At 41.3% G+C, this 21683-nt stretch carries 23 protein-coding genes; 3 read left to right on the forward strand and 20 right to left on the reverse strand.

From position 1 onward, the window contains the following. Window positions 1-13: 13 nt before the first annotated feature. From zur to ACLGGR_RS12070, 4 genes are all read right to left on the reverse strand, one after another. Window positions 14-442: a zinc uptake transcriptional repressor Zur gene (zur, locus tag ACLGGR_RS12055; RefSeq protein ID WP_142945446.1), complete on the reverse strand. Its 429-nt coding sequence runs from the start codon at window positions 440-442 to the stop codon at window positions 14-16. Beyond that, window positions 420-1280, reverse strand: a complete 861-nt coding sequence (locus tag ACLGGR_RS12060; protein ID WP_060596671.1) for a metal ABC transporter permease — start codon at window positions 1278-1280, stop codon at window positions 420-422. The genes zur and ACLGGR_RS12060 overlap by 23 nt, the downstream gene beginning before the upstream one ends. Continuing rightward, window positions 1280-2056 (reverse strand): metal ABC transporter ATP-binding protein, encoded by a 777-nt coding sequence (locus ACLGGR_RS12065; RefSeq protein WP_142945447.1) that lies wholly within the window; start codon window positions 2054-2056, stop codon window positions 1280-1282. The genes ACLGGR_RS12060 and ACLGGR_RS12065 overlap by 1 nt, the downstream gene beginning before the upstream one ends. Window positions 2057-2191: 135 nt before the next feature. Further along, window positions 2192-3073, reverse strand: a complete 882-nt coding sequence (locus tag ACLGGR_RS12070; protein WP_142945448.1) for a YitT family protein — start codon at window positions 3071-3073, stop codon at window positions 2192-2194. A 140-nt stretch (window positions 3074-3213) separates the two neighbouring features. Here ACLGGR_RS12070 and ACLGGR_RS12075 point away from each other — a divergent pair, with 140 nt between their 5' ends. After that, the gene (locus tag ACLGGR_RS12075; protein WP_323647940.1) at window positions 3214-3468 is read left to right on the forward strand and encodes a DUF2624 domain-containing protein; all 255 of its coding nucleotides are present in this window, start codon (window positions 3214-3216) and stop codon (window positions 3466-3468) included. 48 nt (window positions 3469-3516) lie between these two features. Here ACLGGR_RS12075 and ACLGGR_RS12080 read toward each other — a convergent pair whose 3' ends face one another. Further along, the gene (locus tag ACLGGR_RS12080) at window positions 3517-4410 is read right to left on the reverse strand and encodes a deoxyribonuclease IV (protein ID WP_410973132.1); all 894 of its coding nucleotides are present in this window, start codon (window positions 4408-4410) and stop codon (window positions 3517-3519) included. 9 nt (window positions 4411-4419) lie between these two features. Continuing rightward, entirely contained in the window at window positions 4420-5739 is a 1320-nt protein-coding gene (locus ACLGGR_RS12085; RefSeq protein WP_034280145.1) for a DEAD/DEAH box helicase, read from the reverse strand. Window positions 5740-5894: 155 nt separating this feature from the next. On the opposite strand from ACLGGR_RS12085, the gene vrrA reads away from it, so the two are divergent. Next, window positions 5895-6596 (forward strand): VrrA/YqfQ family protein, encoded by a 702-nt coding sequence (gene vrrA, locus ACLGGR_RS12090; RefSeq protein ID WP_410973133.1) that lies wholly within the window; start codon window positions 5895-5897, stop codon window positions 6594-6596. A gap of 156 nt (window positions 6597-6752) precedes the next feature. Beyond that, window positions 6753-7697, forward strand: coding sequence for a 4-hydroxy-3-methylbut-2-enyl diphosphate reductase (locus ACLGGR_RS12095; RefSeq protein WP_024423011.1), 945 nt, complete (start codon window positions 6753-6755; stop codon window positions 7695-7697). Window positions 7698-7734: 37 nt separating this feature from the next. On the opposite strand, the gene ACLGGR_RS12100 is transcribed toward ACLGGR_RS12095, so the two are convergent. From ACLGGR_RS12100 to ACLGGR_RS12165, 14 genes are all read right to left on the reverse strand, one after another. Further along, window positions 7735-8856: a Nif3-like dinuclear metal center hexameric protein gene (locus ACLGGR_RS12100; RefSeq protein WP_410973134.1), complete on the reverse strand. Its 1122-nt coding sequence runs from the start codon at window positions 8854-8856 to the stop codon at window positions 7735-7737. Further along, on the reverse strand, window positions 8849-9565 hold the full coding sequence (locus tag ACLGGR_RS12105; RefSeq protein ID WP_410973135.1) for a tRNA (adenine(22)-N(1))-methyltransferase: 717 nt from the start codon (window positions 9563-9565) through the stop codon (window positions 8849-8851). The genes ACLGGR_RS12100 and ACLGGR_RS12105 overlap by 8 nt, the downstream gene beginning before the upstream one ends. A gap of 120 nt (window positions 9566-9685) precedes the next feature. Then, window positions 9686-10045, reverse strand: a complete 360-nt coding sequence (gene cccA / locus ACLGGR_RS12110) for a cytochrome c550 (RefSeq protein ID WP_034280134.1) — start codon at window positions 10043-10045, stop codon at window positions 9686-9688. A gap of 301 nt (window positions 10046-10346) precedes the next feature. Further along, window positions 10347-11468, reverse strand: coding sequence for an RNA polymerase sigma factor RpoD (gene rpoD, locus ACLGGR_RS12115; protein WP_008342392.1), 1122 nt, complete (start codon window positions 11466-11468; stop codon window positions 10347-10349). 205 nt (window positions 11469-11673) lie between these two features. Next, the gene (gene dnaG, locus ACLGGR_RS12120) at window positions 11674-13503 is read right to left on the reverse strand and encodes a DNA primase (protein WP_142945455.1); all 1830 of its coding nucleotides are present in this window, start codon (window positions 13501-13503) and stop codon (window positions 11674-11676) included. Window positions 13504-13536: 33 nt separating this feature from the next. Next, complete coding sequence (locus ACLGGR_RS12125; RefSeq protein ID WP_076840960.1) at window positions 13537-14037, reverse strand: YaiI/YqxD family protein; 501 nt, start codon at window positions 14035-14037, stop codon at window positions 13537-13539. A 261-nt stretch (window positions 14038-14298) separates the two neighbouring features. Next, entirely contained in the window at window positions 14299-15120 is an 822-nt protein-coding gene (locus tag ACLGGR_RS12130) for a pyruvate, water dikinase regulatory protein (protein WP_008342399.1), read from the reverse strand. 25 nt (window positions 15121-15145) lie between these two features. Then, a complete protein-coding gene (ccpN, locus tag ACLGGR_RS12135; RefSeq protein WP_024423017.1) occupies window positions 15146-15784 on the reverse strand; it encodes a transcriptional regulator CcpN in 639 nt (212 codons plus the stop codon). A gap of 167 nt (window positions 15785-15951) precedes the next feature. Next, window positions 15952-17997, reverse strand: a complete 2046-nt coding sequence (gene glyS, locus ACLGGR_RS12140) for a glycine--tRNA ligase subunit beta (protein ID WP_410973136.1) — start codon at window positions 17995-17997, stop codon at window positions 15952-15954. Beyond that, window positions 17990-18877 (reverse strand): glycine--tRNA ligase subunit alpha, encoded by an 888-nt coding sequence (glyQ, locus tag ACLGGR_RS12145; RefSeq protein ID WP_012010611.1) that lies wholly within the window; start codon window positions 18875-18877, stop codon window positions 17990-17992. The genes glyS and glyQ overlap by 8 nt, the downstream gene beginning before the upstream one ends. Before the next feature lie 330 nt (window positions 18878-19207). Further along, window positions 19208-19978: a DNA repair protein RecO gene (gene recO / locus ACLGGR_RS12150; protein ID WP_142945458.1), complete on the reverse strand. Its 771-nt coding sequence runs from the start codon at window positions 19976-19978 to the stop codon at window positions 19208-19210. A 35-nt stretch (window positions 19979-20013) separates the two neighbouring features. After that, on the reverse strand, window positions 20014-20157 hold the full coding sequence (locus tag ACLGGR_RS12155) for a YqzL family protein (RefSeq protein ID WP_003217288.1): 144 nt from the start codon (window positions 20155-20157) through the stop codon (window positions 20014-20016). A 148-nt stretch (window positions 20158-20305) separates the two neighbouring features. After that, window positions 20306-21211: a GTPase Era gene (gene era / locus ACLGGR_RS12160; RefSeq protein WP_410973137.1), complete on the reverse strand. Its 906-nt coding sequence runs from the start codon at window positions 21209-21211 to the stop codon at window positions 20306-20308. Next, window positions 21204-21602 carry a cytidine deaminase gene (locus ACLGGR_RS12165; protein WP_251216511.1) on the reverse strand — a complete coding sequence of 133 codons (399 nt, stop codon included), beginning with the start codon at window positions 21600-21602 and terminating at the stop codon, window positions 21204-21206. Before ACLGGR_RS12165 ends, era begins: the two co-directional genes overlap by 8 nt. Window positions 21603-21683: the final 81 nt, after the last annotated feature.

Consider the following 21683-nt stretch of genomic DNA (forward strand, 5'->3'; position numbering starts at 1 on the left):
TGCGGCTGGCTGTTTATGAATGAACTTCCTTCGGTTCGCAAGAAGGACACGTTCCATATATTTCAAATTTATGTCCGCTAATATGATAATCATCTAAATCGGCGTCCAGCTTGTCCATAGGACAGGCATCGATCTCCTTTGTTTTCCCACATGCAAGACAAATAAAGTGATGGTGATGATGGGAAAATGAACATTTAAAACGGAATAGTTTCTCCCCTGACAATTCCGTTGTTTCTAATATTCCAAGGTCTTCATATAGCGACAAGTTTCGGTAAATCGTATCAAAGCTGAGACCAGGGTAGTCTTCACTTAGTGCCGTCAGCACATTTTTAGCGGTCAAGTATTTATCAGAATCAGAAAACAATTGAAGCATATCTTCACGTTTGCTTGTATATTTGTAGCCTTTTTCCTTTAATAAATCAAGCGCTTCTTGTACGTTCATGATGATTCCCCCTTCTAAATTTCCCAATACTAATACACCCGATTAAAATCAAAATAGACAGCATCACAATCGTTCCGCCAGGCGCTAAATCAAGATAATAGCTTAAAATCAATCCGGCCAATACAGACAATTCACCAAACAAAATCGAGAGGAAAATCGCCTGTTTGAATCCTTTGGCAATGCGAATACTTGCCGCAACAGGAAGCGTCATGAGCGCTGACACAAGCAGTGTACCGACGATACGCATCGATGCCGCAATGACAAGTGCGACAACTAAGATAAAAATAAAATGAATCCATTTTGCTGAAATACCAGAAGCCTTTGCATGCTCTTCATCAAAAGAAAGCAGAAACAATTCTTTATATAAAAGCACAACAACTAACACAACAACGAGTGAGATCCCCACAATAATCCAAAGATCAAGTCTTGAAACCGCACTGACACTACCGAATAAATAACTAAACAAATCTGTATTAAAGCCATTCGCTAGTGAAATGAAGATGACGGAAATCCCAATACCACCTGATAAAATGATGGGAATGGCAAGCTCCTGATAATGCTTATACACAGAGCGCAGGCGCTCAATGAACAATGACCCTGCAACAGAAAAAGCCATTCCTAAGTAGAGCGGGCTTACCCCTGTCAAAAGGCCAAACTTTTTATCAAGGAATAGACTTGCGGCAATACCGGCAAGTGATACGTGACTGAGGGCATCTGCAATAAGCGAGAGCCTTCTTACGACAATAAATACACCAAGTAAGGGCGCAATAAAACCGATCAGCATACCTGCGATAAACGCATTTTGTAAAAATTCATAATGAAAAAATGGAAATAGCATTATTCATGTCCCCCATGATGATGATGGTCGTGATGAATCACTTGAATGTCATGCCCGTAAAATTGGGATAGCGCCTGATCATCCATTGAATCAAACGCTTCTGCATCCCCGTGGAAATGCAGAGTCTGATTTAAACAAGCCACATGGGTGACTTTATCAGAGACGGTGCCGACGTCGTGTGTGACGAGAATTAAAGACATTCCTTTTTCTTTGTTCAATGTTTCGAGCAGCTGATAAAAGCCTTCTACTGTCCGCTGGTCGACCCCAACTGTGGGTTCATCCAAGATGAGCAGCTTCGGCTGACTGACAAGCGCACGGGCAATAAATGCACGCTGCTGCTGACCACCAGAAAGCTCACCGATGTTTTGATGCTTTAAATCTTGTATGCCAACTGAGCGAATGGCATCTTCAACTTGCCATTTATCCTGCTTGCTCATTCGTTTAAATAAACCAATTTTCGCAGTCAGTCCGCTTGCGACGACCTCATATACAGAAGCAGGGAAACCCGTATTAAAGCTATTCGCCTTTTGAGAAACAAATCCAATTTGGTCCCAGTCTCTAAATTTTGAAACAGGCGTGCCAAATAGCTTTAATTCACCTTGCTGCGGTTTAATGAGCCCAAGCAGACATTTTAATAAGGTTGTTTTACCAGATCCATTCGGTCCAACAAGTGCTAAAAAGTTCCCTTCCTCTACTGTTAAATGAATGTGATCAATGACATTTCGCTGTCCATAAGAGTACGAAATGTCCTCCATTTCAATAATTGGCTTTGCCATGAATCCTTCCACCTTTAATCAAAATAAAAAGAATGATTACGATTTATACAACAAAAAGAAAATGGCTTTTGCCATTTTCTCTGTTCATACATACATTTCATTATATAAAAGAAAGATAAAAAAGTAAAATAAAAGCTAATGAATGGCTGTTTTGAACTTACCGCCTTTTGTTTCATGCGTATCCATAATCGTAATAAATGCTTGGCCATCAATTTCAAATACAATAGATTTCAGCTTTGTAATTTCAAGCCTTGTGACAACGGCGTAGATGACATCTTTTTCTTCATCTGTATAGCCGCCTTTTCCTTTCAGCTTTGTCGTTCCCCTGCCAAGTCGATGCAGAATCGCATCTGAAATTTCATCATAATAATCTGATACGATAATAACAGCTTTTGTTTCATCAAGCCCTTGAATAACAGCATCAATTGTTTTCATTGCCAAATAATATGTCATCACAGAATACATAGCCTGCTCTGGTCCGAAGACAAAGCCCGCCCAAATAAAAATGAACACATTGACGATCATGACAAACTCACCGACGGAGAAAGGAATTTTTTTCGTCAGAAGAATTCCTAAAATCTCTGTTCCATCCATTGAGCCTCCATTACGGATGACAAGTCCAACACCAAATCCAAGTAATAGCCCGCCAAATACAGTGGCTAAGATCGGCTGTGTTGTAAATGCCTCTACGTGATGAAGTGAAGATTCAATCACGGCTAAGCTGACAATCCCAATCACAGTGGAAATCAGAAAGGTTTTCCCAATATGTTTGTATCCTGATATCATAAATGGAATATTTAAAATGACAACAATCGTCGCGAAATTAATAAACGGGTTATCAGTAAAGAGATAATCCAAAATAAGCGAAATGCCGATGATGCCTCCATCAATAATATTGTTTGGCACTAAAAATAATTCAATGCTGACTGCTGCACATGCAGCTCCAACTAGAATCAGAAAAATTCTCAAAATAAAATGAGGCACTGATTCCTTTCTATGCTGTTTACTATTTGCCATACGTTCTCCCTTCTACACATGTTAAATTTTCAATGAACATTTTATTCACTTTACTATTTTATCATTTCACAGAATAAAATAAAATTTTTTGCACATTTTCCGTTTTCGCCCATACATTGTTACAGAGGGGAGGAATGGAATTGATTTTAATTCAAAAAATTGTCCTGCAGCGGCTCAATCAGATCACAGCAAGCGATCTGTTAAGGTATGCGAAACAGTATGGCGTCAGTTTAACGTCTAATCAAGCTGCTGAGGTTGCCAAACTCATGAACGGGAAAAACATTAATATTTTTAATGATTCAGAGCGTAACCGGCTTCTTAAGCAAGTGGAAGCGATTACTTCTAAACAGACAGCACAGACTGTGAATGATCTGTTTAACCAGTTTACAAATTAGGAAAAAAAGGGCCGCATTTAGCGGCACCTCATCATGTTGCATTCTTTTTTATTGACCCGTAATTTTATCTAGTAAGCCTTCATCAAATTGCTTTTCTTTCAGCATCGCAATTTCGAATTTGTAAGGTGGTTTTTTGTTCTTTTTATCTTCACCTACATAAGGCGTTTCTAGAATTTTCGGCACATCTTGAAGCTGCGGATGATGCACAATATAGTTCAGTGCATCGAAACCAATTTCACCAAAACCGATATTTTCATGTCGGTCTTTTCTTGCGCCTTGTACGTTTTTACTGTCATTAATATGAAGAACTTTGATTCGGTTAATACCGACAATTCGGTCAAATTCTTCTAACACACCATCAAAGTCGCTCACAATCGGGTAACCAGCATCGTGCGTGTGACACGTATCAAAGCAGACAGAAAGAGCTTCGTTATGTGTCACTCCGTCGATAATTTGGGCAAGCTCTTCAAAGCTTCTTCCGCACTCTGATCCTTTTCCTGCCATTGTTTCAAGTGCAATTTGAACCTCTTGACCTTTTACAATGACTTCGTTTAAACCTTCAATGATTTTTTGAATCCCTGCTTCTGCCCCAGCTCCGACATGCGCACCCGGGTGGAGAACAATTTGTCTTGCTCCCAGTGCTTCCGTACGCTCAATCTCAGAGCGAAGAAAGTCTACACCAAGCTCAAATGTCGCTGGATTCACTGTATTTCCAATATTGATAATATACGGAGCATGCACGACGATATCCGTCATGCCATGCTCTTTCATATGCGCTTGTCCAGCTTCAATATTCAGGTCTTCAATTTTTTTACGGCGCGTATTTTGCGGTGCACCTGTATAAATCATAAACGTATTCGAACCATAAGAGGCAGCTTCCTCACTCGCTGCAAGAAGCATATGTTTTCCGCTCATGGATACATGTGAACCAATCTTCAACAATGTTTCCCCCTACTTTCCATTACGCTTTGACTTTCTACGTTCCTGTCTTTTGATTTTATCCATCTCACGTGTCATTTTCTTTTTATATCCAGGTTTGACAGCTTTCGGTTTTCTCACAAGACGCTTTGCTTTTTCTTCAATTTCATTTGGAGCTTTTTTACGTCTTTGACGCTTCAGACGGTCATCTGCATCTCGCCATTCGCCATGAACAATGGTTTTGTTTTCAAACACAACGCCCATTTTCTCAATTTGAATGAGTGCATCCTCATCAGCCAGCTCATAAATGGTCATGGCAATTCCAGATGAACCAGCACGAGCTGTTCTTCCAACGCGGTGCACATAAAAATCAAGATCAGATGGAAGTTCATAGTTAATCACGTGGCTGACGCCTTTAATGTCAATTCCGCGTGCTGCAAGATCAGATGCCACAATATAAGTGAACTCCAAATCTTCAATTTGTTTCATGACTTTTTTACGTTCGCGCGGCGTTAATCCGCCATGGAGCACACCGATTTTCATTCCTTTTTCTTGTAAGAATGCTGCGATTTCATCAACAGTTGTTTTTGTATTGGCAAAAATGATGCCTAAATAAGGCTGTACATTCGTCACCATTTCATGGAGCAATTTTAATTTATCACGCTGTTTAGACGGAACTAAAATATGCTGAATGTTTTCTGCTGTAATCCGTTTTGGTTCAACATGCGCATACTTTGGATTGTCCATATATTTTTTAAGGAAGGGCTTTAGTTTTTCTGGAATGGTTGCAGAGAACACAAGCATTTGCAGCTGTTCTGGCATTTGTGCACCAATACGGTCCACATCTTCTAAAAATCCCATATCCAGCATTAAATCCGCTTCATCAATGACAAGAGAGGTCGCTTTGTAAACATTCAGCGCCTGCTCATGAATGAGGTCAGCAATACGTCCAGGTGTGCCGACAACCAAATGCGGCTGGTTTTTTAGCTTTTGAATTGATTTCTGCTTGTCCGTTCCGCCAATGTAAAGCTTTGCTTTGATCTCTTCTTCTGGAGAAGCATTCTTTAAAATCGTTTGAGCTTCTTTGAAAATTTGATTGGCTAATTCTCTTGTAGGTGCAGTAATCACCACTTGTACCTGCTCTTTGCTTGGATCAATTGAATGAATCAGCGGCAGTAAGTACGCATGAGTTTTTCCTGTTCCTGTTTGTGACTGGCCAATCACGCTTTCTCCTTTTAAAACAGCAGGGATGATTCTTTTTTGAATATCAGTCGGCTCATAAAAGCCTAGTTCATGAATAGCATCTATAATAAAAGGCTTTAATTCATATGTCGTAAATTTCGTTTCTTTCATGTTTTCACTCCTTAAGGCAATGCCTTTTTGCTCATCTCCTCATTATAGCTGATTTTCAGTAAAAAAACCATGTCCGCTTTTCCTACAGGAAACCAATTGATGCTTCCTTGCATAACCTAAGAAGAGAAAGAGAATGCAGTAAGGGAGGTACAAGTATGTTAGGGCAAAGGCCTATGGGCAATTTTCAGCCGCGCCGTCCCTCACGCCGGCACCTTGGAAATGGCGGACAGCCCGGAATTTTTCAAAGAGGACAGCAGCCTCCTATCCAACAGCCTTTTCAAGGGCAAGGCAATCCATTTCAGCAAATGATGCCTCGCTCCCCGTCTGTACAGGGAGGCGGTTTACAAGGGATGGGCGGAATTCCAGGAGGTGAGAGCCGTGCACTAGGCGGCGGAGCTGGAATTAAAGGCATGCTCGCTAAATTTCTTCCTGGCGCAGGAGGAGCTGGAGTCTCTGGAGGTGGCGCGGGATTACAAGGAATCCAGAGCTTCACAAATCCTGCGACCCTCTCAAGCATGTTAGGAAATGTTCAAAAAGTGCTCGGGATGGCGCAGCAATTTACGCCAATGATTCAGCAATACGGACCATTAGTGAGAAATTTGCCTGCAATGATTAAACTGTACAGCCAGCTTGGCAGTGCGGATGATGAAGAAAGTGCAAATGATGCTGATGCAGAATCAACAGAGACTAACGCGGAAACAGAAGTGCTCGAGGACGAAACACAGACTGACGAAATAGAAGAAAATGAAGAACCGGAAGACATCCTCGTCAAAAAAGCAGCACCACACACATCACCTGCTCCTAAAGCAAAACCGAAAAAAAGATCTGGCAGCTCTGTTCCAAAACTATATGTCTAGTGATCTTTTAACGGCGAAGTGTTCACTGCGTATAACAATCTTTGATATATACGCTTACTTTGGCTATAATGGAAGCAAGAGATGATAAAAAGCCGTTTTTTACGGCTTTTTATATTGTTCTTCTCTAGCAGCACTTCCCTACAGGAGGACGAATAAATGAATGTAATTAAAATATCGCCGCGTGGCTATTGCTATGGCGTTGTGGATGCAATGGTCATTGCTAAAAATGCCGCACTTGATAAAAACTTGCCACGCCCAATTTATATATTAGGTATGATTGTGCACAACAAACATGTCACTGATGCCTTCGAAGAAGATGGAATTTACACACTGGATGGACCAAACCGCTTAGACATTTTAAAGCAGGTTGAAAGCGGAACAGTCATTTTCACGGCTCACGGTGTTTCTCCTGAGGTTCGTCAAATCGCAGAAGAAAAAGGCCTTGTCGCCATTGATGCGACCTGTCCCGATGTAACGAAAACTCATGAACTCATTTCAGAGAAAACAGCCGATGGTTATGACATTATTTATATTGGGAAAAAGGGGCATCCTGAGCCAGAAGGAGCTGTCGGAGTAGCCCCTGACAAGGTACATCTTGTCGAAACAGAAGCCGACATTGAAGCGCTCGATTTAACATCAGAAAAACTGCTCATCACGAACCAAACGACGATGTCTCAATGGGATGTGCACGATCTGATGGAGCTGATTAAAGAGAAATACCCTCACGTCGAGTATCATCAAGAAATTTGCCTTGCGACACAGGTGCGTCAGGAAGCTGTATCGCAGCAAGCTGGTCAAGCCGATTTAACCATTGTTGTCGGCGATCCAAAAAGTAATAACTCTAACCGTCTCGCACAAGTATCAATGGAGATTGCCGGAACGCAGGCTTACCGTATTGGCGACTTAAGTGAACTCAAGCTGGAGTGGCTGCAGGGCGTCAAAACCGTTGCCGTTACTGCTGGTGCTTCAACACCAACACCTATTACAAAGGAAGTCATTCGTTTCTTAGAAAACTATGAACCGGATGATGAAACGACTTGGAAGATTGAACGGACTGTTCCTCTTTCTAAAATTTTACCTCGCGTCAAAACAAAGAAATAAGAAAACGTCAGAGCAGTTATGCTCTGACGTTTTTTGTTTACATAAATTGAAATGGGTTTGTGTTTGATTCAGATACAAAGAGCTGTACGTCATATTTTTTATCCGCACATAGCGATTGAAGCTTCGCCTTTACGCCCTCTTTCATAATCTTTTCAGCATAATGTCCTGGGTCCACAACGTTCAGCCCTAGCATCATGGCATCATGCGCAACATGGAAATAAAGGTCTCCTGTCACATACACATCGGCACCCTTTCTTTTCGCTTGATGAATGTATTTATTTCCGTCTCCGCCAAGCACCGCCACTTTTTTCACAATAGCGTCTTGATCTCCTACAAAACGAGCCCCATTCACATCTAGCTTCGCTTTCACAAATTGTGTGAAATCTTTAAGTGTCATAGGCTCATTTAGCTCTCCAATACGGCCAAGACCTTTTTGAATAGGAGGAAGATCTGTCGTGTGTACACTATAGGCGACTTCTTCATAAGGATGTGCTTTGATCATTTCGCGAATCACTTGTTTTTCTATACTTGCTGGGAAAATGGTTTCAATCCGAACTTCTTTCACAAATTCTAATTGTCCCGTCTCACCAATAAACGGCTCAGCTTCTTCTGATGGCAGAAAGCTGCCTGTCCCTTCATTTGAAAACGCACAATGGCTGTAGTTGCCAATATGGCCGGCGCCCGCATTTCCTAAAGCTGTCCGGATGGCTTCTTCAAATTCCTCTGGGACATACAAGGCAAGCTGTTTGATTGGATCTTCGTATGTCGTCACTAACACACTTGTTTCTTCAAGCTCTAGAGCCTCAGCAAGCAAGTCATTGACTCCGCCATCAGCTACGTCTAAATTCGTATGTGCCACATACACCGCAATATCATGTTTGATGCATTTCTCAATGATCCGTCCAGTCGGCTGATCTGTCGCCACATGTTTTAATGGACGAAAAATCGGTGGGTGGTGAGCAATAATAAGATCCACTTTCCGCTCGATCGCCTCATCTACTACATTCTCTAATACATCTAGGGTGATCATAACATTGGTCACTTTTTTATTTAATGTCCCGATCTGAAGACCAATTTTATCACCTTCCATGGCGTATGCCTTTGGCGAAAACTGTTCAAACAATTGGATGATTTCATGCCCGTTTACTGTTTTAGCCAACAGTCAAAACCTCCTTTAGCATCTTTATTTTTGCATTCAGCTCTTCAAGGCGCTCTTTATTTTCTTCTGTCCGCGCCGCATGCTGAATTTGACTTTCTATCTTCTCCATATGCTGAAGCTCTTGCATCCACTTGCGCCGGAAGACGTCATTTTGCTCTTTCGCAAGAAACGGGCCAACCAGCATACCTGCTTCAAGTGACATCCCTTCATAGGCTTTATTTTTGTCGCCTTTTTCTGCGATGATGATTTCGTATATTTTGCCGTCCTCTTCTAAGATGACTTCATCTAACAAATCATACCCCTCTTGATAAAGCCATAAACGAATATGGTGGGCATGGATATTCGGCTGAAGAATGAGCCTCTCATGGCCTGCGAGCTTATGCTTTCCTTCATTTAGAATGCTTGCGATGAGCGCCCCGCCCATACCTGCAATCGTCACTGCATTCACTTCGCCTTTTTCAATGACTTCAAGGCCATTTCCTTTTCTGACCGAAATTTGTTCATCTAATTCAAGTCTATGTACTTGCTGCTGCGCCGATTGAAGCGGTCCATCGGTTATTTCACCGGCGATGGCTTTCACTGCTTTATGATGCAGGATCGCATAGCATGGCAAATAAGCATGATCTGAGCCGATATCAGCGAAGACTGCCTCATCTGGTAAAAAGTCTGCGACTTTTTTTAATCGTTTTGATAAATTCATTTCATTCATACGTATCACTACTTTTCTTTAATGTTCATACTTGTCTATCTTATATAAATTATGGACTTTTTAAAAGTCGTTTTCAAATGAAAAAAGCTCTTCTTTGGAAAAAGAGCTTTTTGTGTAAGATTATTTAATTTTAGACACCCATTCCGCCATTTCATCGAGCTTTTCATTTGGAATCAGCCCGCCTGGCATCCCGTTGCCGCCTTCTTGAATTTTCTTCTTGATGTCAGCTACTTCAAGCTTGTCTCCAACACCTTTTAATGCAGGACCTGCACCGCCTTCATAGTTTTCCCCGTGACAGCTTAGGCAGTTCTGTTTATACAATTCTTCCGGCGTCGCATTTGCTGTCTCTTCTTGCTTTTGCTCTTTGCCCCCTGAGGCAATTTTTTCTTCATCTTTCAGCCCCTTCATTGATAAGAAAAAAGTGAGTCCAATACCTAAAATGGCAATCAATAAAAATGGTATAAGTGGATTCCGTTTCATTTCTTTCATCCTCCCCTTTGTGAAAACCCCTTTGAGACTATGCAAACAATTCTAATTCTACTTTAATTTTACAAAAAGTAAACGAATTATGATACAAAACTTTGGTCAAGTTCACAGATTAGACAAAAATGATTCAAGATGAGAAATGAAGCCTTCAGCACATTTAGATGTATTTTTTATACATCTTTTCTCTAAGAACGTTGCAAATTCATTTGTTATTCAGTAAAATATAATCAGATTGAAAAAAGCGTTTTCATTTTTGATAAGAAAGAACGGATCTCTTTCAAGATCCGTCCGGTTTCTATTCTAAGAAGTCTTTTAATCGTTTACTTCTGCTTGGGTGTCTTAATTTACGAAGAGCTTTCGCTTCAATTTGTCGGATACGCTCTCTTGTTACGCCGAACACCTTTCCAACCTCTTCTAACGTGCGTGTTCTTCCGTCGTCTAGTCCGAAACGCAGTCTCAGCACATTTTCTTCACGGTCAGTCAGCGTGTCTAATACATCTTCAAGCTGCTCTTTTAAAAGTTCGTATGCAGCGTGGTCAGATGGAGATGTTGCCTCTTGGTCTTCGATAAAATCACCAAGATGCGAGTCATCTTCTTCACCAATAGGTGTTTCTAAAGATACAGGCTCTTGCGCAATTTTAAGAATCTCTCTAACCTTTTCTGGAGTTAAATCCATGTCTTCAGCAATTTCCTCAGGCGTTGGTTCTCTGCCTAGGTCTTGCAGAAGCTGTCTTTGAACACGGATCAATTTATTAATGGTTTCCACCATATGAACCGGGATCCGGATTGTTCTCGCCTGATCGGCAATCGCCCGTGTAATCGCCTGTCTAATCCACCAAGTCGCATATGTTGAGAATTTATAACCTTTGCGGTAATCAAACTTCTCAACTGCCTTCATCAGACCCATGTTTCCTTCTTGAATCAAGTCAAGGAACAGCATACCACGACCGACATAGCGTTTCGCAATGCTGACAACGAGACGAAGGTTCGCTTCCGCTAATCTTCTTTTTGATTCTTCATCGCCCTCTTCGATCTTTTGAGCATACGTAATTTCTTCTTTAGCAGATAACAAATTGACGCGTCCGATTTCTTTTAAGTACATACGAACAGGATCATTGATTTTGACACCTGGTGGTACGCTTAAATCATTCAGGTCAAATTCTTCTTCCGCTTTAGCCAGCTGCTGAACATTTGGGTCTTCTGTCTCTTCGTTTTCACTAATGAGCTCTACACCCTGTTCGCCTAAGTATTCATAGTATTCATCCATTTGGTCTGATTCAATTTCAAAGCTAGACATACGCTCTGCAATTTCTTCGTATGTTAAAACGCCCCGTTTTTTACCCGTTTCAGTGAGCTTATCTCTCACCTGTTCAAAGGTTAATTCAGTTTCGGTTTCGTGGGCTTGTTTATCAGCCATTATGGATCCCTCCTTCCAAAGCTTGCAACGAATTCTAAAGTAACTTGCGATTTACTTCCGCCCTGCTTTTCTCTCTCTATCAAACAGATGACGAAGCAAATAGGAATAAAATAAATAATGATGAAGGCAAGATGCTTGCGGTCTTATGCTCCTCCCGTAAAGGATTCATTGCCAGCCGTAAGTCCTGTCATTAATAATAGACGTTTTACTTCAGCGAACGGTTCAACTGAACAATTTCATTTGCAAGTGTTGCCGCTTTGAAGAAATCTTTTTGCCTCTCCGCTTCTGCACGTTCTAGTTCTTTTTCCTTTATCATTGACAAATTCCGATGATTCAACACTTTTTTTACATAATCACTTAATTCAGCTTCACTTAGTTCGTCTCCGACCTGAATCATCAATATATCTGTCAACAGCTGGTTCATGACATCATCTTCTATTCGGTTCATCAGGTGCTGCGGCGTTGGTTCTTTGCCTTCTTCATACAAGGCATAAATGTACGTTGCCAGCGCCCTGTGCGAATCTATATTAAATTCAATCCCGACTCTGTCAAGTACTTTGCGGATCACGTCATCGCTTTTCAACATATGAGCAAGCAGCATTCGCTCTGCATTTTCATATGCCGGCCGCAGACGCTTTCTTCTCACTTGTGTTGACAGATGTGCACGCCGTTTTTCAAGCCCGTTTTCTTCCTGCGTGCTTTTGGTTTCTTGCCGCTGCTGTTTTTCAAACAGCTCCAGTTGTTCTTTTAATGAATCAAGTGAGATCGAAAACTCCCCAGCAAGCTGTTTCATGTAAATCTCTTGCTCCAAAGAGCCGTTTAACCGGCTGATTTCTCGGAGAACCTGCTTCATATAAGTAAGACGGTCTCCTTCATCTGATAAGTTTTTTCCTCTTCGGAAAAAATTCATCTTAAACGTCATTAATGTCACACTTGCATCTATGATGTCATTCCTAAATTTCTCGCCGCCATATTTACGAATGTAATCATCTGGATCAAGTCCATCTGGTATCATGGCAACGCGAACTTTACATCCTCTTTTTCCAAGCAATTCTGACGCTTTCATGGTCGCTTCGTATCCGGCAGTATCAGAGTCATAGCAAAGGATGATCTCTTCTACGTTCCGCCTGAGAAGCTTTACGTGCTCTTCTGTAAGAGACGTACCCATTGTTGCAACACTTTCACCGACACCTGATGTAACAGCTGAGATGACGTCTGCAAATCCTTCAAAAAGAACCGCCCGTTCGCGTTTGCGAATATGCATACGTGCGTCATGAAAATGATAAAGCAGCTTACTTTTATGAAAAAGCGGCGTTTCAGGACTATTCATATATTTAGGCTGCTGATCACCAAGCGATCTTCCGGAAAAAGCGATGACCGTTCCATGATGATCATGAATGGGAAACATGACACGATCTCTAAAGCGGTCAAAAAAGCCTGTGCCGTTTTCACGTTGAATCAAAAGACCAGCCTTCTCCATCATCACAGGATCAAATCCTCGTTTTTCTAAAAACTTGGTCACGAAATCCCAAGAATCAAGAGCATATCCGATCTCAAACTTGGCAATTGTTTCATCCGTAAAGCCTCTGGACCGTAAATAATCGAGTGCGTTTTGACCTTCCTTTGTATTTACCAGCAAATGGTGGTAAAATTTCTTAAGAAGCTCATGGGCCTCAATCATTTTATGATCTGCAGTGTCCTCTTGCTGAGAGGAACTCATCTGAGCATTCGCCACCTGATCAGGCAGATCAATATGGTACTTATCAGCCACATGTGAAACGGCTTCAATAAATGAGTAGCCTTCCATTTGTCTGAGGAACGAAAACACATTGCCTCCTGCACCACAGCCAAAACAATGGAAGATTTGCTTATCTGCTGAAACAGAGAATGAAGGAGTATTTTCACCATGGAATGGACAAAGACCGAAGTAATTTCGACCTTGCTTTCTAAGCTGTACGTATTCTCCAATCACTTCGACAATGTCTGCGTTTTTTTGGATCTGCTCCAAAAGTTCATCTGGTATACGTTTGCTCATCCTAATAACACTCCGTCGTACATTATTCGCCTTTTAATTTAAAAATCCTTCATGATTCGACAGGATTTTTTGTAGTTGCGCCATAAAACGCTTCTTATCCTCTTCTAAAAGCTTTTTGGGACCTTTTCCGTATACACCTTTTCTTCGCTGTTTGCTAGAAACATGCCTGCGTTCCAAATCAAAATCAATTGTTTCGTTTGTGTACATTCGTCCTCTTTCAGACAGAACAATGACCTGTCTCGGAAGCAGTAAGGAGGCAAGACCAATATCTTGGGTGACGACAATATCTTGTGCGGCAGCTGAGTTTGCAATGACTAAGTCCGCTGCTTCCTTATGTGTATCTACAAACCGCCAATCTTCAAGTGGAGATCTTTTGGTTTGAAAATGCTCATATGAAGCAATGAACGTCACTGGTACTTGAAATTGAGATGCGACAGAAAGGATTTCGTCTTTTACAGGACAAGCATCTGCATCGACATAAATCGTCCTCTCTTTTTTACGTTCATTCAGGTGACTAATTCTCCATCCCTCCACCTTATTCCTGCTTTAGAGAAGCAAAAAGACCATACTTTTCCCCCATAAAGCAATCAACAGTAAAACTCATTTTGTCGAAAAGTTATGTTCAGAATCACTTGACTTCTGCCAATATTAGTTTATTCGTTCTTGACTTAACTTAAACCTAAAATCAATCATTTTATCACAATTTTTTATTATAATACAAATGCAGCAAATATGCTATTGTTTTTGTTTACCCGTTTCCCACCATAGGAAAAACCCAGGAGGAGCATCCTGAGTTTATTCGGAACCTCTTTTGGTCAGCATTTGATGAATGACATTTGCCGTTTCCTCAACTGCTTTATTCGATACATCAACGACTTGACAGTTAATTCGGTCAACCACTTTTTCAAAATACTCTAGTTCCTCTTTAATCCGCTCAATGTTCGCATAAATAGCACGATCATTTAAACCAAGAGATTTTAAACGCTCTTTGCGAATATGATTTAGTTTGTCTGGACTAATTTTCAAGCCGATACATTTCTTCGGATCAACTGAAAATAACTCTTCTGGCGGATCAACTTCAGGTACAATTGGAACGTTCGCTACCTTCAGCCGTTTATGCGCCAAATATTGAGATAATGGTGTCTTGGACGTGCGTGATACACCAATGAGCACAATATCAGCCTTTAGAATGCCTCTTGGGTCTCTGCCGTCATCGTATTTCACAGCGAACTCGATGGCTTCTACCTTTTTAAAATAGTCCTCATCTAATTGACGTACACGACCCGGCTCATGTTTCGCTTCATTTCCATATGCCGTCTCCATTTTATCAATGAGTGGACCGATGATGTCATAATAAACGACACCGTTTGCTTCTGCTTCTTCGATTAAGAATTGGCGCATTTCTGGCACAACAAGAGTAAAGCAGACGATCCCATTATCTGCTTTCGCCAGTGAAATGACTTCTTTAATCGTACCAACATCCTCTACATACGGGATTCTTCTAATATTTGAATGGTCTGATGAGCCGCCATCAAATTGGCTAAGTGCCGCTTTGACCACGAGCTCTGCCGTTTCACCTACTGAATCTGATACCACAAAAATTACGCGATTACTCATAACATCCCCTCGCAGTCTTCTGTCATTAGATTATTTCGTTCTCCGATAAGCTGACAAGTATTTTCGTCATGTTTGTTTTCGTAATTCTTCCGACCACTTCAAAGCCTTTATCCGTATCTTTTATCACAGGAAGTGCATCTATTTGCTTTTCAATCAAGTGCTTCGCCACATCCATAATGAAATCTTCCTTGCGGCAAACGGTAATGTTCGGCATTCTTGTCATAATAATATGGACAGGGATAGATGGAAGCTCCTGTTTCCCTATACTTGCGCGAAGGAGGTCTTTTCTTGATAACACGCCTGTTAAAATAGAGTGATCGTCCACAACGAATAATGTGCCCACATCCTCTAAAAACATCGTACAAATCGCATCATAAACCGAAACATTCTCATGTATCACCACTGGAATGGATTGAAAGTCCTTCACTTGAAGTTTTTTCAGCTTATCTGCGAGTAGCTGCGTGCCTGTTTTTCCTGTGAAAAAGTAGCCGACCCTTGGTCTTGCTTCTAAAAAGCCCGACATTGTTAAAATGGCTAAATCCGGTCTGAGGGTCGCCCTTGTTAAGTTCAGCCGATCGGCGATATGCTCTCCAGTGATCGGGCCATTCTCTTTGACAATCTGTAAAATCTGCTCTTGCCGTTTATTTAACTCGATTGTACTCACCACCTTTAAATAGAGAGAGCGAAATCTTTACTTTATGTATATCATTTTCATAACTCATCATATTATAGCGCATCTTTGTCCGAATGAAACAAAAATCCACTCAAAAACCGTGAATTAAATGAGTAAAAAACGATTGCCCTTCGGAAAAGGCAACCGTTCTTAGGTATTTATTTTACAATTAAATTGTTCATATTCGCAAATGATTGAATGACTTTGGCTAGTTTGACCATTTGTGCCAAACGATTTCGCTTCAGTTTTTCATCATCCGCATGAACCATTGTGTGATCGAAATAATGAACGATCGGTGTTTTTAACGTATCCAGCGCCTCAAGTGCTTGGCTGTAATGTCCTGCTGCTACATGTTCCTTTACAGCTTTCTCTACTTGCTGATACGCCTCAAACAGCTTTTGCTCATGTTCATTTTCAAACAGTTCAGGCTGAATCTCTGCGTCTTCCCCTTTTTTACTGATTGAAATGACGCGTCCTAATGCTTCAGCCGTTTCTTTGAAGCTTTCTTGTTTCACACTCTCTTCAAGAACAGCTGCTTTTTTGACGACTGCATATGGCTCAATATTTTCAACATCCAGCACTGCATCAACAACATCATGGCGAATATGCTCAGCTTGAAGAACATATTTTAAACGATGCGTTAAAAATTCAATCAGAGCAGCTTCATGTTCTGTCTTTACTTGAGCAAGTGCTAACAGCTCTTTAAATGAAATATTCCAATGACGGTCGAGCAGGATTTGAACGATACCGCTCGCTTGTCTTCTAAGTCCATAAGGGTCTTGAGAACCCGTTGGGATCACATCAATTGAGAAAAATGAACAAATAGAATCGAGCTTATCTGCTACAGCCACAATCGCACCAATCAAAGTAGACGGCGCCTCGTCACCAGCAAAGCGCGGCATATAATGCTCGTTAATGCTTCTTGCCACTTCTTCATGTTCACCAAGAGCTCTTGCATATTTCTCACCCATGATTCCTTGTAATTCTGGGAATTCATAGACCATTTGAGTCACAAGGTCAAACTTCGAAATACTTGCTGCTCTAGCCACACGTTTAGTTGTTTCGTCATCTGCTCCGATCTGCGCCGCTAGACGGGTGGCAATGTCTGTCACTCTCTTCAGCTTGTCGCCGATTGTTCCAAGTTTCTCATGGAATACCACTTTATCAAGCTTTTTAATATTGTCTTCAATCACTAGTTTTTCGTCTTCTTTATAGAAGAATGCAGCATCTGATAAACGCGCACGAAGTACTTTTTCATTCCCTCTTGCGACATTTTCCAGCGCCTCACTGTTTCCATTTCTGACTGTAATAAAGTGCGGCAATAATTCCCCTTGCTCATTTTTCACAGGGAAGTAGCGCTGATGCTCTTTCATTGTCGTCACCAATACTTCTTCAGGCAATGCAAGAAACTCTTCTTCAAAGGAACCAGACAGCACAGTTGGATATTCTACAAGATCGTTCACTTCTTCTAGAAGCTCAGGATCAACAGGGATAACCCAGCCTTTTTCTGTAGATAGCGCATCTAGCTGTTCAGTAATAAGTTGTTTTCTTTTATCTGAGTCTGCAATCACAAATTGCTCGCGCAATGTTTGTTCATAGGAAGCAGGTGAGTCAATGCTGGCTGTCGTACCAAGGAAACGGTGTCCTCTAGTCTCACGGCCGCTTTTCACCCCAGCAATTTCAACTGGTACAATCTCTTCTCCAAATAAACAAACAATCCATTTAATCGGACGGATATAGCGTAAATCCTCGCTTCCCCATCTCATGTTCTTTGGAAAGCTTAATGAAGCAGCGATCTCACCTAACGCTGGCAGAAGGTCTTTGACTTGCTTTCCTTCTTGAAATTTTTGGACATGGACATAATCCACTCCTTTGATCTCTTTGAAATAGAGATCATCTGTTGAAGCACCTTGTCCTCTGGCAAAGCCTTCGGCTGCTTTTGTCCAATTGCCTTCAGCATCTTGGGCAATCTTTTTAGCTGGGCCCTTTGCTTCTTCTTTGATGTCTTCTTGTTTTTCTGCGACACCTTTCACAAGTACAGCAAGACGTCTTGGTGAGTTGAATAAAGCAGTCTCTTCGAATGAAATATTTTGCGTTTCAAACCATGCTTTTACTTTCTCACCTAGCTGCTTTGTGCTCTCTGGCATGAAACGAGCCGGCATCTCTTCTAAGCCGATTTCAAGTAATACATCTTGTTTATTCATGAGAAGCCGCCTCCTCTTTTAGCATAGGGAATCCCAGTTTTTCGCGTTCTTCATAATAGGTTTTGGCTACTTTTCTTGCTAACTGACGCACTCTTCCGATATAACCAGTTCGCTCAGTCACAGAAATAGCGCCCTTTGCATCGAGCAGGTTAAACGTATGAGAGCATTTGAGGACATAATCGTATGCCGGGTGAACAAGCCCTTTGTCCATTTGGCTATGTGCTTCTTTCTCATAGGTTGTAAATAGCTCGAACAGCATGTCAGTATTAGATGTTTCAAATGTATAAACAGAGTGCTCATATTCAGCCATTAAGAATAAATCTCTGACCGTAAATCCGTCTGTCCATTCAAGATCGAAGACATTTTCTTTGTCCTGGATGTAAGAAGCAAGACGTTCAATACCGTATGTGATTTCAACAGAAACGGGCTTACATTCTAAGCCGCCGACTTGTTGGAAATACGTGAATTGCGTAATTTCCATCCCATCAAGCCATACTTCCCAGCCAAGTCCTGCACAGCCAAGAGATGGATTTTCCCAGTTGTCTTCCACAAAACGAATATCATGTTTCAACGGGTCAATGCCAAGCGCCTTCAATGATTCAAGATATAGTTCTTGAATATTGTCAGGTGATGGCTTAATGATCACTTGAAATTGATGATGCTGATACAATCTATTTGGGTTTTCTCCATATCTGCCATCAGCCGGGCGTCTTGAAGGCTCTACATATGCTACCTTCCACGGCTCAGGGCCGATGCTTCTGAGGAACGTGTATGGACTCATCGTTCCGGCACCTTTTTCTGTGTCATACGCCTGCATTAATACGCAGCCTTCATTTGACCAATGCTTTTGCAGCGTCAAAATCATGTCTTGAATATTCAATGATCGCACCTCCATCTTTTCTACACCAACCGCTATGTATGGCGGGTGGGATGAGAACCTTGTAAGAGAACACAAAAACTCCCGTCTCTATGCTCGCAAGGTTCTTGCAAACATAGGGACGAGAGTTTTTTTCCCGCGGTTCCACCCTATTTGCTGGTGTCGTAGCATCCAGCCGCTTTGTTTTACGTTGCTCAAGAATGCCTTTCGTTACGCCTCCATCCTTAGCTCACACCGCCCTAAGGTCGCTTTTATGGATTTTACGTAAGTACTTCTTTCTGTCAATGCAACATATTTTATCTTAGATGATCTTACAAAAAGTCATGGGAGATGTCAACTTTTGTTTTCGTCACTCATTAGCTTTTTCATGGATTCCATCTGATTCATGAATTTTTTTGATTTTAAATAGAGGCCGGAATATTCGTCATAGTAGTGATCAAGCACTTGACGAATTTCTTGTTTCGTCTGCGGCTTCACATCAACCTGACCAAGCCTTGATAAATCAAAATAATGAAACAAACGGAGCAGCCTTGCAGCTGCGGGGGATAAGGGCAGTTTATATGGATCTTTCGAAAAACAATTTTGGCAAATGAATCCGTTATCTCTTATCGAGAAATGGAACTGCCCTTCTTTTTGACCACAGTGGACACATTGATCCAGTTCAGGCTTCATCCCCATCACTGATAACATTTTGACCTCTACGATAAATAAAATAATATCAGCATCTGTGCCTTCATTGAGATGACGCAGAGATTGGAGCAGAAGCTCAAACAAATAAGGGTTTGGCTTTTTTTCTTCTGTCCCTTTATCAAGTAATTCCGTCATATATGCGGCATATGCGGTCAGAAATAAGTCTTCCCGAATGGTCCGCATACTTTCAATCATTTCGCCTTGCTGGAGCGTTCCAAGTCCTGTTGATGATTGGATGAGAAAGGTGCCGTATAAAAACGGCTGGCTTATAGCTGACAGGCGGCTGTTTGATTTTTTAGCGCCTCTTGCCATCACGCCAATTTTTCCATGTTCTCTAGTGAGCAGCGTGACAATTTTGTTTGTTTCGCCATAATCTGTTGTTCTAAGGACGATTCCTTCACTTTTAATGAGCATTTGTCTACACTCCGAGCTCTGGAGGGGGTCAAGAATTATAAGATTGGAAAATCAAATCGTGCTATTTCTTCTTCAAGTACATCGGGTCTTTCCAGGTTCTCCTTTTCTAACTCTTTGAAAAGCAGATACGTGTCAACGCTTCCTGTTTGTGAAAATACGTTCCATGTAAAATTCAACATAAAAACCCCACCTTTCTTTATTAGAAGCAGCAACGCTACATCCAACATATTAATTTTATCTTGACCAGGCTACCTCCATTTCATGATAAACAATTTTTACTAATCGAACCGCACCATGGTCAGATTTACTGACAAATGCAGCGATTTTTTAATATTCGTCTTCTCTAAATCCGAAGTCACGCAGGTGAGTGGATTTATTACGCCAGTCCTTCTGAACTTTGACCCAAAGCTCTAAATACACTTTTGAGCCTAGAAGTGCTTCAATATCTCTACGCGCTTTTTGTCCCACTTCTTTTAATAAGCTGCCTCGTTTACCAATGACGATCCCTTTTTGCGAATCACGTTCTACGACAATGGTTGCCGCAACATGGATCTTGCCATTTTCATCTGGCTTAATCGATTCAATCGCAACCGCAATACTGTGCGGAATCTCTTCTCTCGTTAAATGCAGCACTTTTTCACGAATTAATTCAGAAATAATAAACCGTTCTGGATGATCTGTTACTTGATCTGCCGGATAAAATTGAGGGCCCTCTGGAAGATAACCTTCAATCTGCTGAAGAAGCGTGTCAATGTTGTTTCCTTCAAGAGCTGAAATTGGCACAATTTCCTTGAATGGATAACGCGTGTGGTATTCATCAATTAACAGGAACAGTTCATCTGGATGAATTTGGTCAATTTTATTCACGACAAGGAACACCGGTGTAGATGTTTGCTTAAGTCGTTCAATGATGAATTCATCACCTTTGCCATAGCCTTCCTGCGCGTTGATCATAAACAAGATCAGGTCGACTTCCTTCAGTGTATTTTGAGCCACCCTCATCATAAAATCACCAAGCTTATGCTTAGGTTTATGAATCCCCGGTGTATCGATAAAGATCGTTTGTGATGTGTTTGTTGTCAGGACACCTTGCACTTTGTTTCGTGTCGTTTGGGGCTTATCACTCATAATAGCGATCTTTTGTCCAATGACACGATTAAGAAAAGTTGATTTCCCTACATTTGGTCTTCCAATAATTGATACAAATCCTGATTTGAAGCTTTCGTTAGTCATTTAAATCCTCCGGTGAAAATGCGCCTGGCAATAGTTGGTTTACTGTTGTTTCGTATATATGTCCTTTTAAGTTCGTTAGAATCACTGGCATATCAGGTGCACATAGCTCTGAAATGACCTGTCTGCATGCGCCGCACGGCGAAACAGGCCGGTCTGTATCAGCCACCACTGCTAACATTTGAAAAGATGTAGTGCCTTCTGAATAGGCTTTAAAAAGTGCTGTTCTTTCCGCACAATTACACATACCATATGCTGCATTTTCAATGTTGCAGCCGCCATACACTTTTCCATCATTCGACAGTAATGCTGCACCGACTTTGAATTTAGAATAGGGTGCATATGCAAAATCTCTTGCTTTGACTGCTTCTGAAATCAACTCTTGTTTGTTCATTCCTAGTTCCCACTTTCAGAAGAAATGGTACCACTGTCACATTTATATTTTACATAATTCACGTGACATTTTCACGCCCAT

This window comes from Bacillus sp. BD48 (assembly GCF_046566805.1).
Lineage (GTDB): Bacteria > Bacillota > Bacilli > Bacillales > Bacillaceae > Bacillus > Bacillus safensis.

Excerpts from the sequence above, each read along its gene's own strand:
- zur (WP_142945446.1), bottom strand. The coding sequence starts at position 442 with ATGAACGTACAAGAAGCGCTTGATTTATTAAAGGAAAAAGGCTACAAA.
- ACLGGR_RS12060 (WP_060596671.1), bottom strand. The coding sequence starts at position 1,280 with ATGCTATTTCCATTTTTTCATTATGAATTTTTACAAAATGCGTTTATC.
- ACLGGR_RS12065 (WP_142945447.1), bottom strand. The coding sequence starts at position 2,056 with ATGGCAAAGCCAATTATTGAAATGGAGGACATTTCGTACTCTTATGGA.
- ACLGGR_RS12070 (WP_142945448.1), bottom strand. The coding sequence starts at position 3,073 with ATGGCAAATAGTAAACAGCATAGAAAGGAATCAGTGCCTCATTTTATT.
- ACLGGR_RS12085 (WP_034280145.1), bottom strand. The coding sequence starts at position 5,739 with ATGAAAGAAACGAAATTTACGACATATGAATTAAAGCCTTTTATTATA.
- vrrA (WP_410973133.1), top strand. The coding sequence starts at position 5,895 with ATGTTAGGGCAAAGGCCTATGGGCAATTTTCAGCCGCGCCGTCCCTCA.
- ACLGGR_RS12095 (WP_024423011.1), top strand. The coding sequence starts at position 6,753 with ATGAATGTAATTAAAATATCGCCGCGTGGCTATTGCTATGGCGTTGTG.
- ACLGGR_RS12105 (WP_410973135.1), bottom strand. The coding sequence starts at position 9,565 with ATGAATGAAATGAATTTATCAAAACGATTAAAAAAAGTCGCAGACTTT.
- cccA (WP_034280134.1), bottom strand. The coding sequence starts at position 10,045 with ATGAAACGGAATCCACTTATACCATTTTTATTGATTGCCATTTTAGGT.
- rpoD (WP_008342392.1), bottom strand. The coding sequence starts at position 11,468 with ATGGCTGATAAACAAGCCCACGAAACCGAAACTGAATTAACCTTTGAA.
- dnaG (WP_142945455.1), bottom strand. The coding sequence starts at position 13,503 with ATGAGCAAACGTATACCAGATGAACTTTTGGAGCAGATCCAAAAAAAC.
- ACLGGR_RS12130 (WP_008342399.1), bottom strand. The coding sequence starts at position 15,120 with ATGAGTAATCGCGTAATTTTTGTGGTATCAGATTCAGTAGGTGAAACG.
- glyS (WP_410973136.1), bottom strand. The coding sequence starts at position 17,997 with ATGAATAAACAAGATGTATTACTTGAAATCGGCTTAGAAGAGATGCCG.
- recO (WP_142945458.1), bottom strand. The coding sequence starts at position 19,978 with ATGCTCATTAAAAGTGAAGGAATCGTCCTTAGAACAACAGATTATGGC.
- ACLGGR_RS12155 (WP_003217288.1), bottom strand. The coding sequence starts at position 20,157 with ATGTTGAATTTTACATGGAACGTATTTTCACAAACAGGAAGCGTTGAC.
- era (WP_410973137.1), bottom strand. The coding sequence starts at position 21,211 with ATGACTAACGAAAGCTTCAAATCAGGATTTGTATCAATTATTGGAAGA.
- ACLGGR_RS12165 (WP_251216511.1), bottom strand. The coding sequence starts at position 21,602 with ATGAACAAACAAGAGTTGATTTCAGAAGCAGTCAAAGCAAGAGATTTT.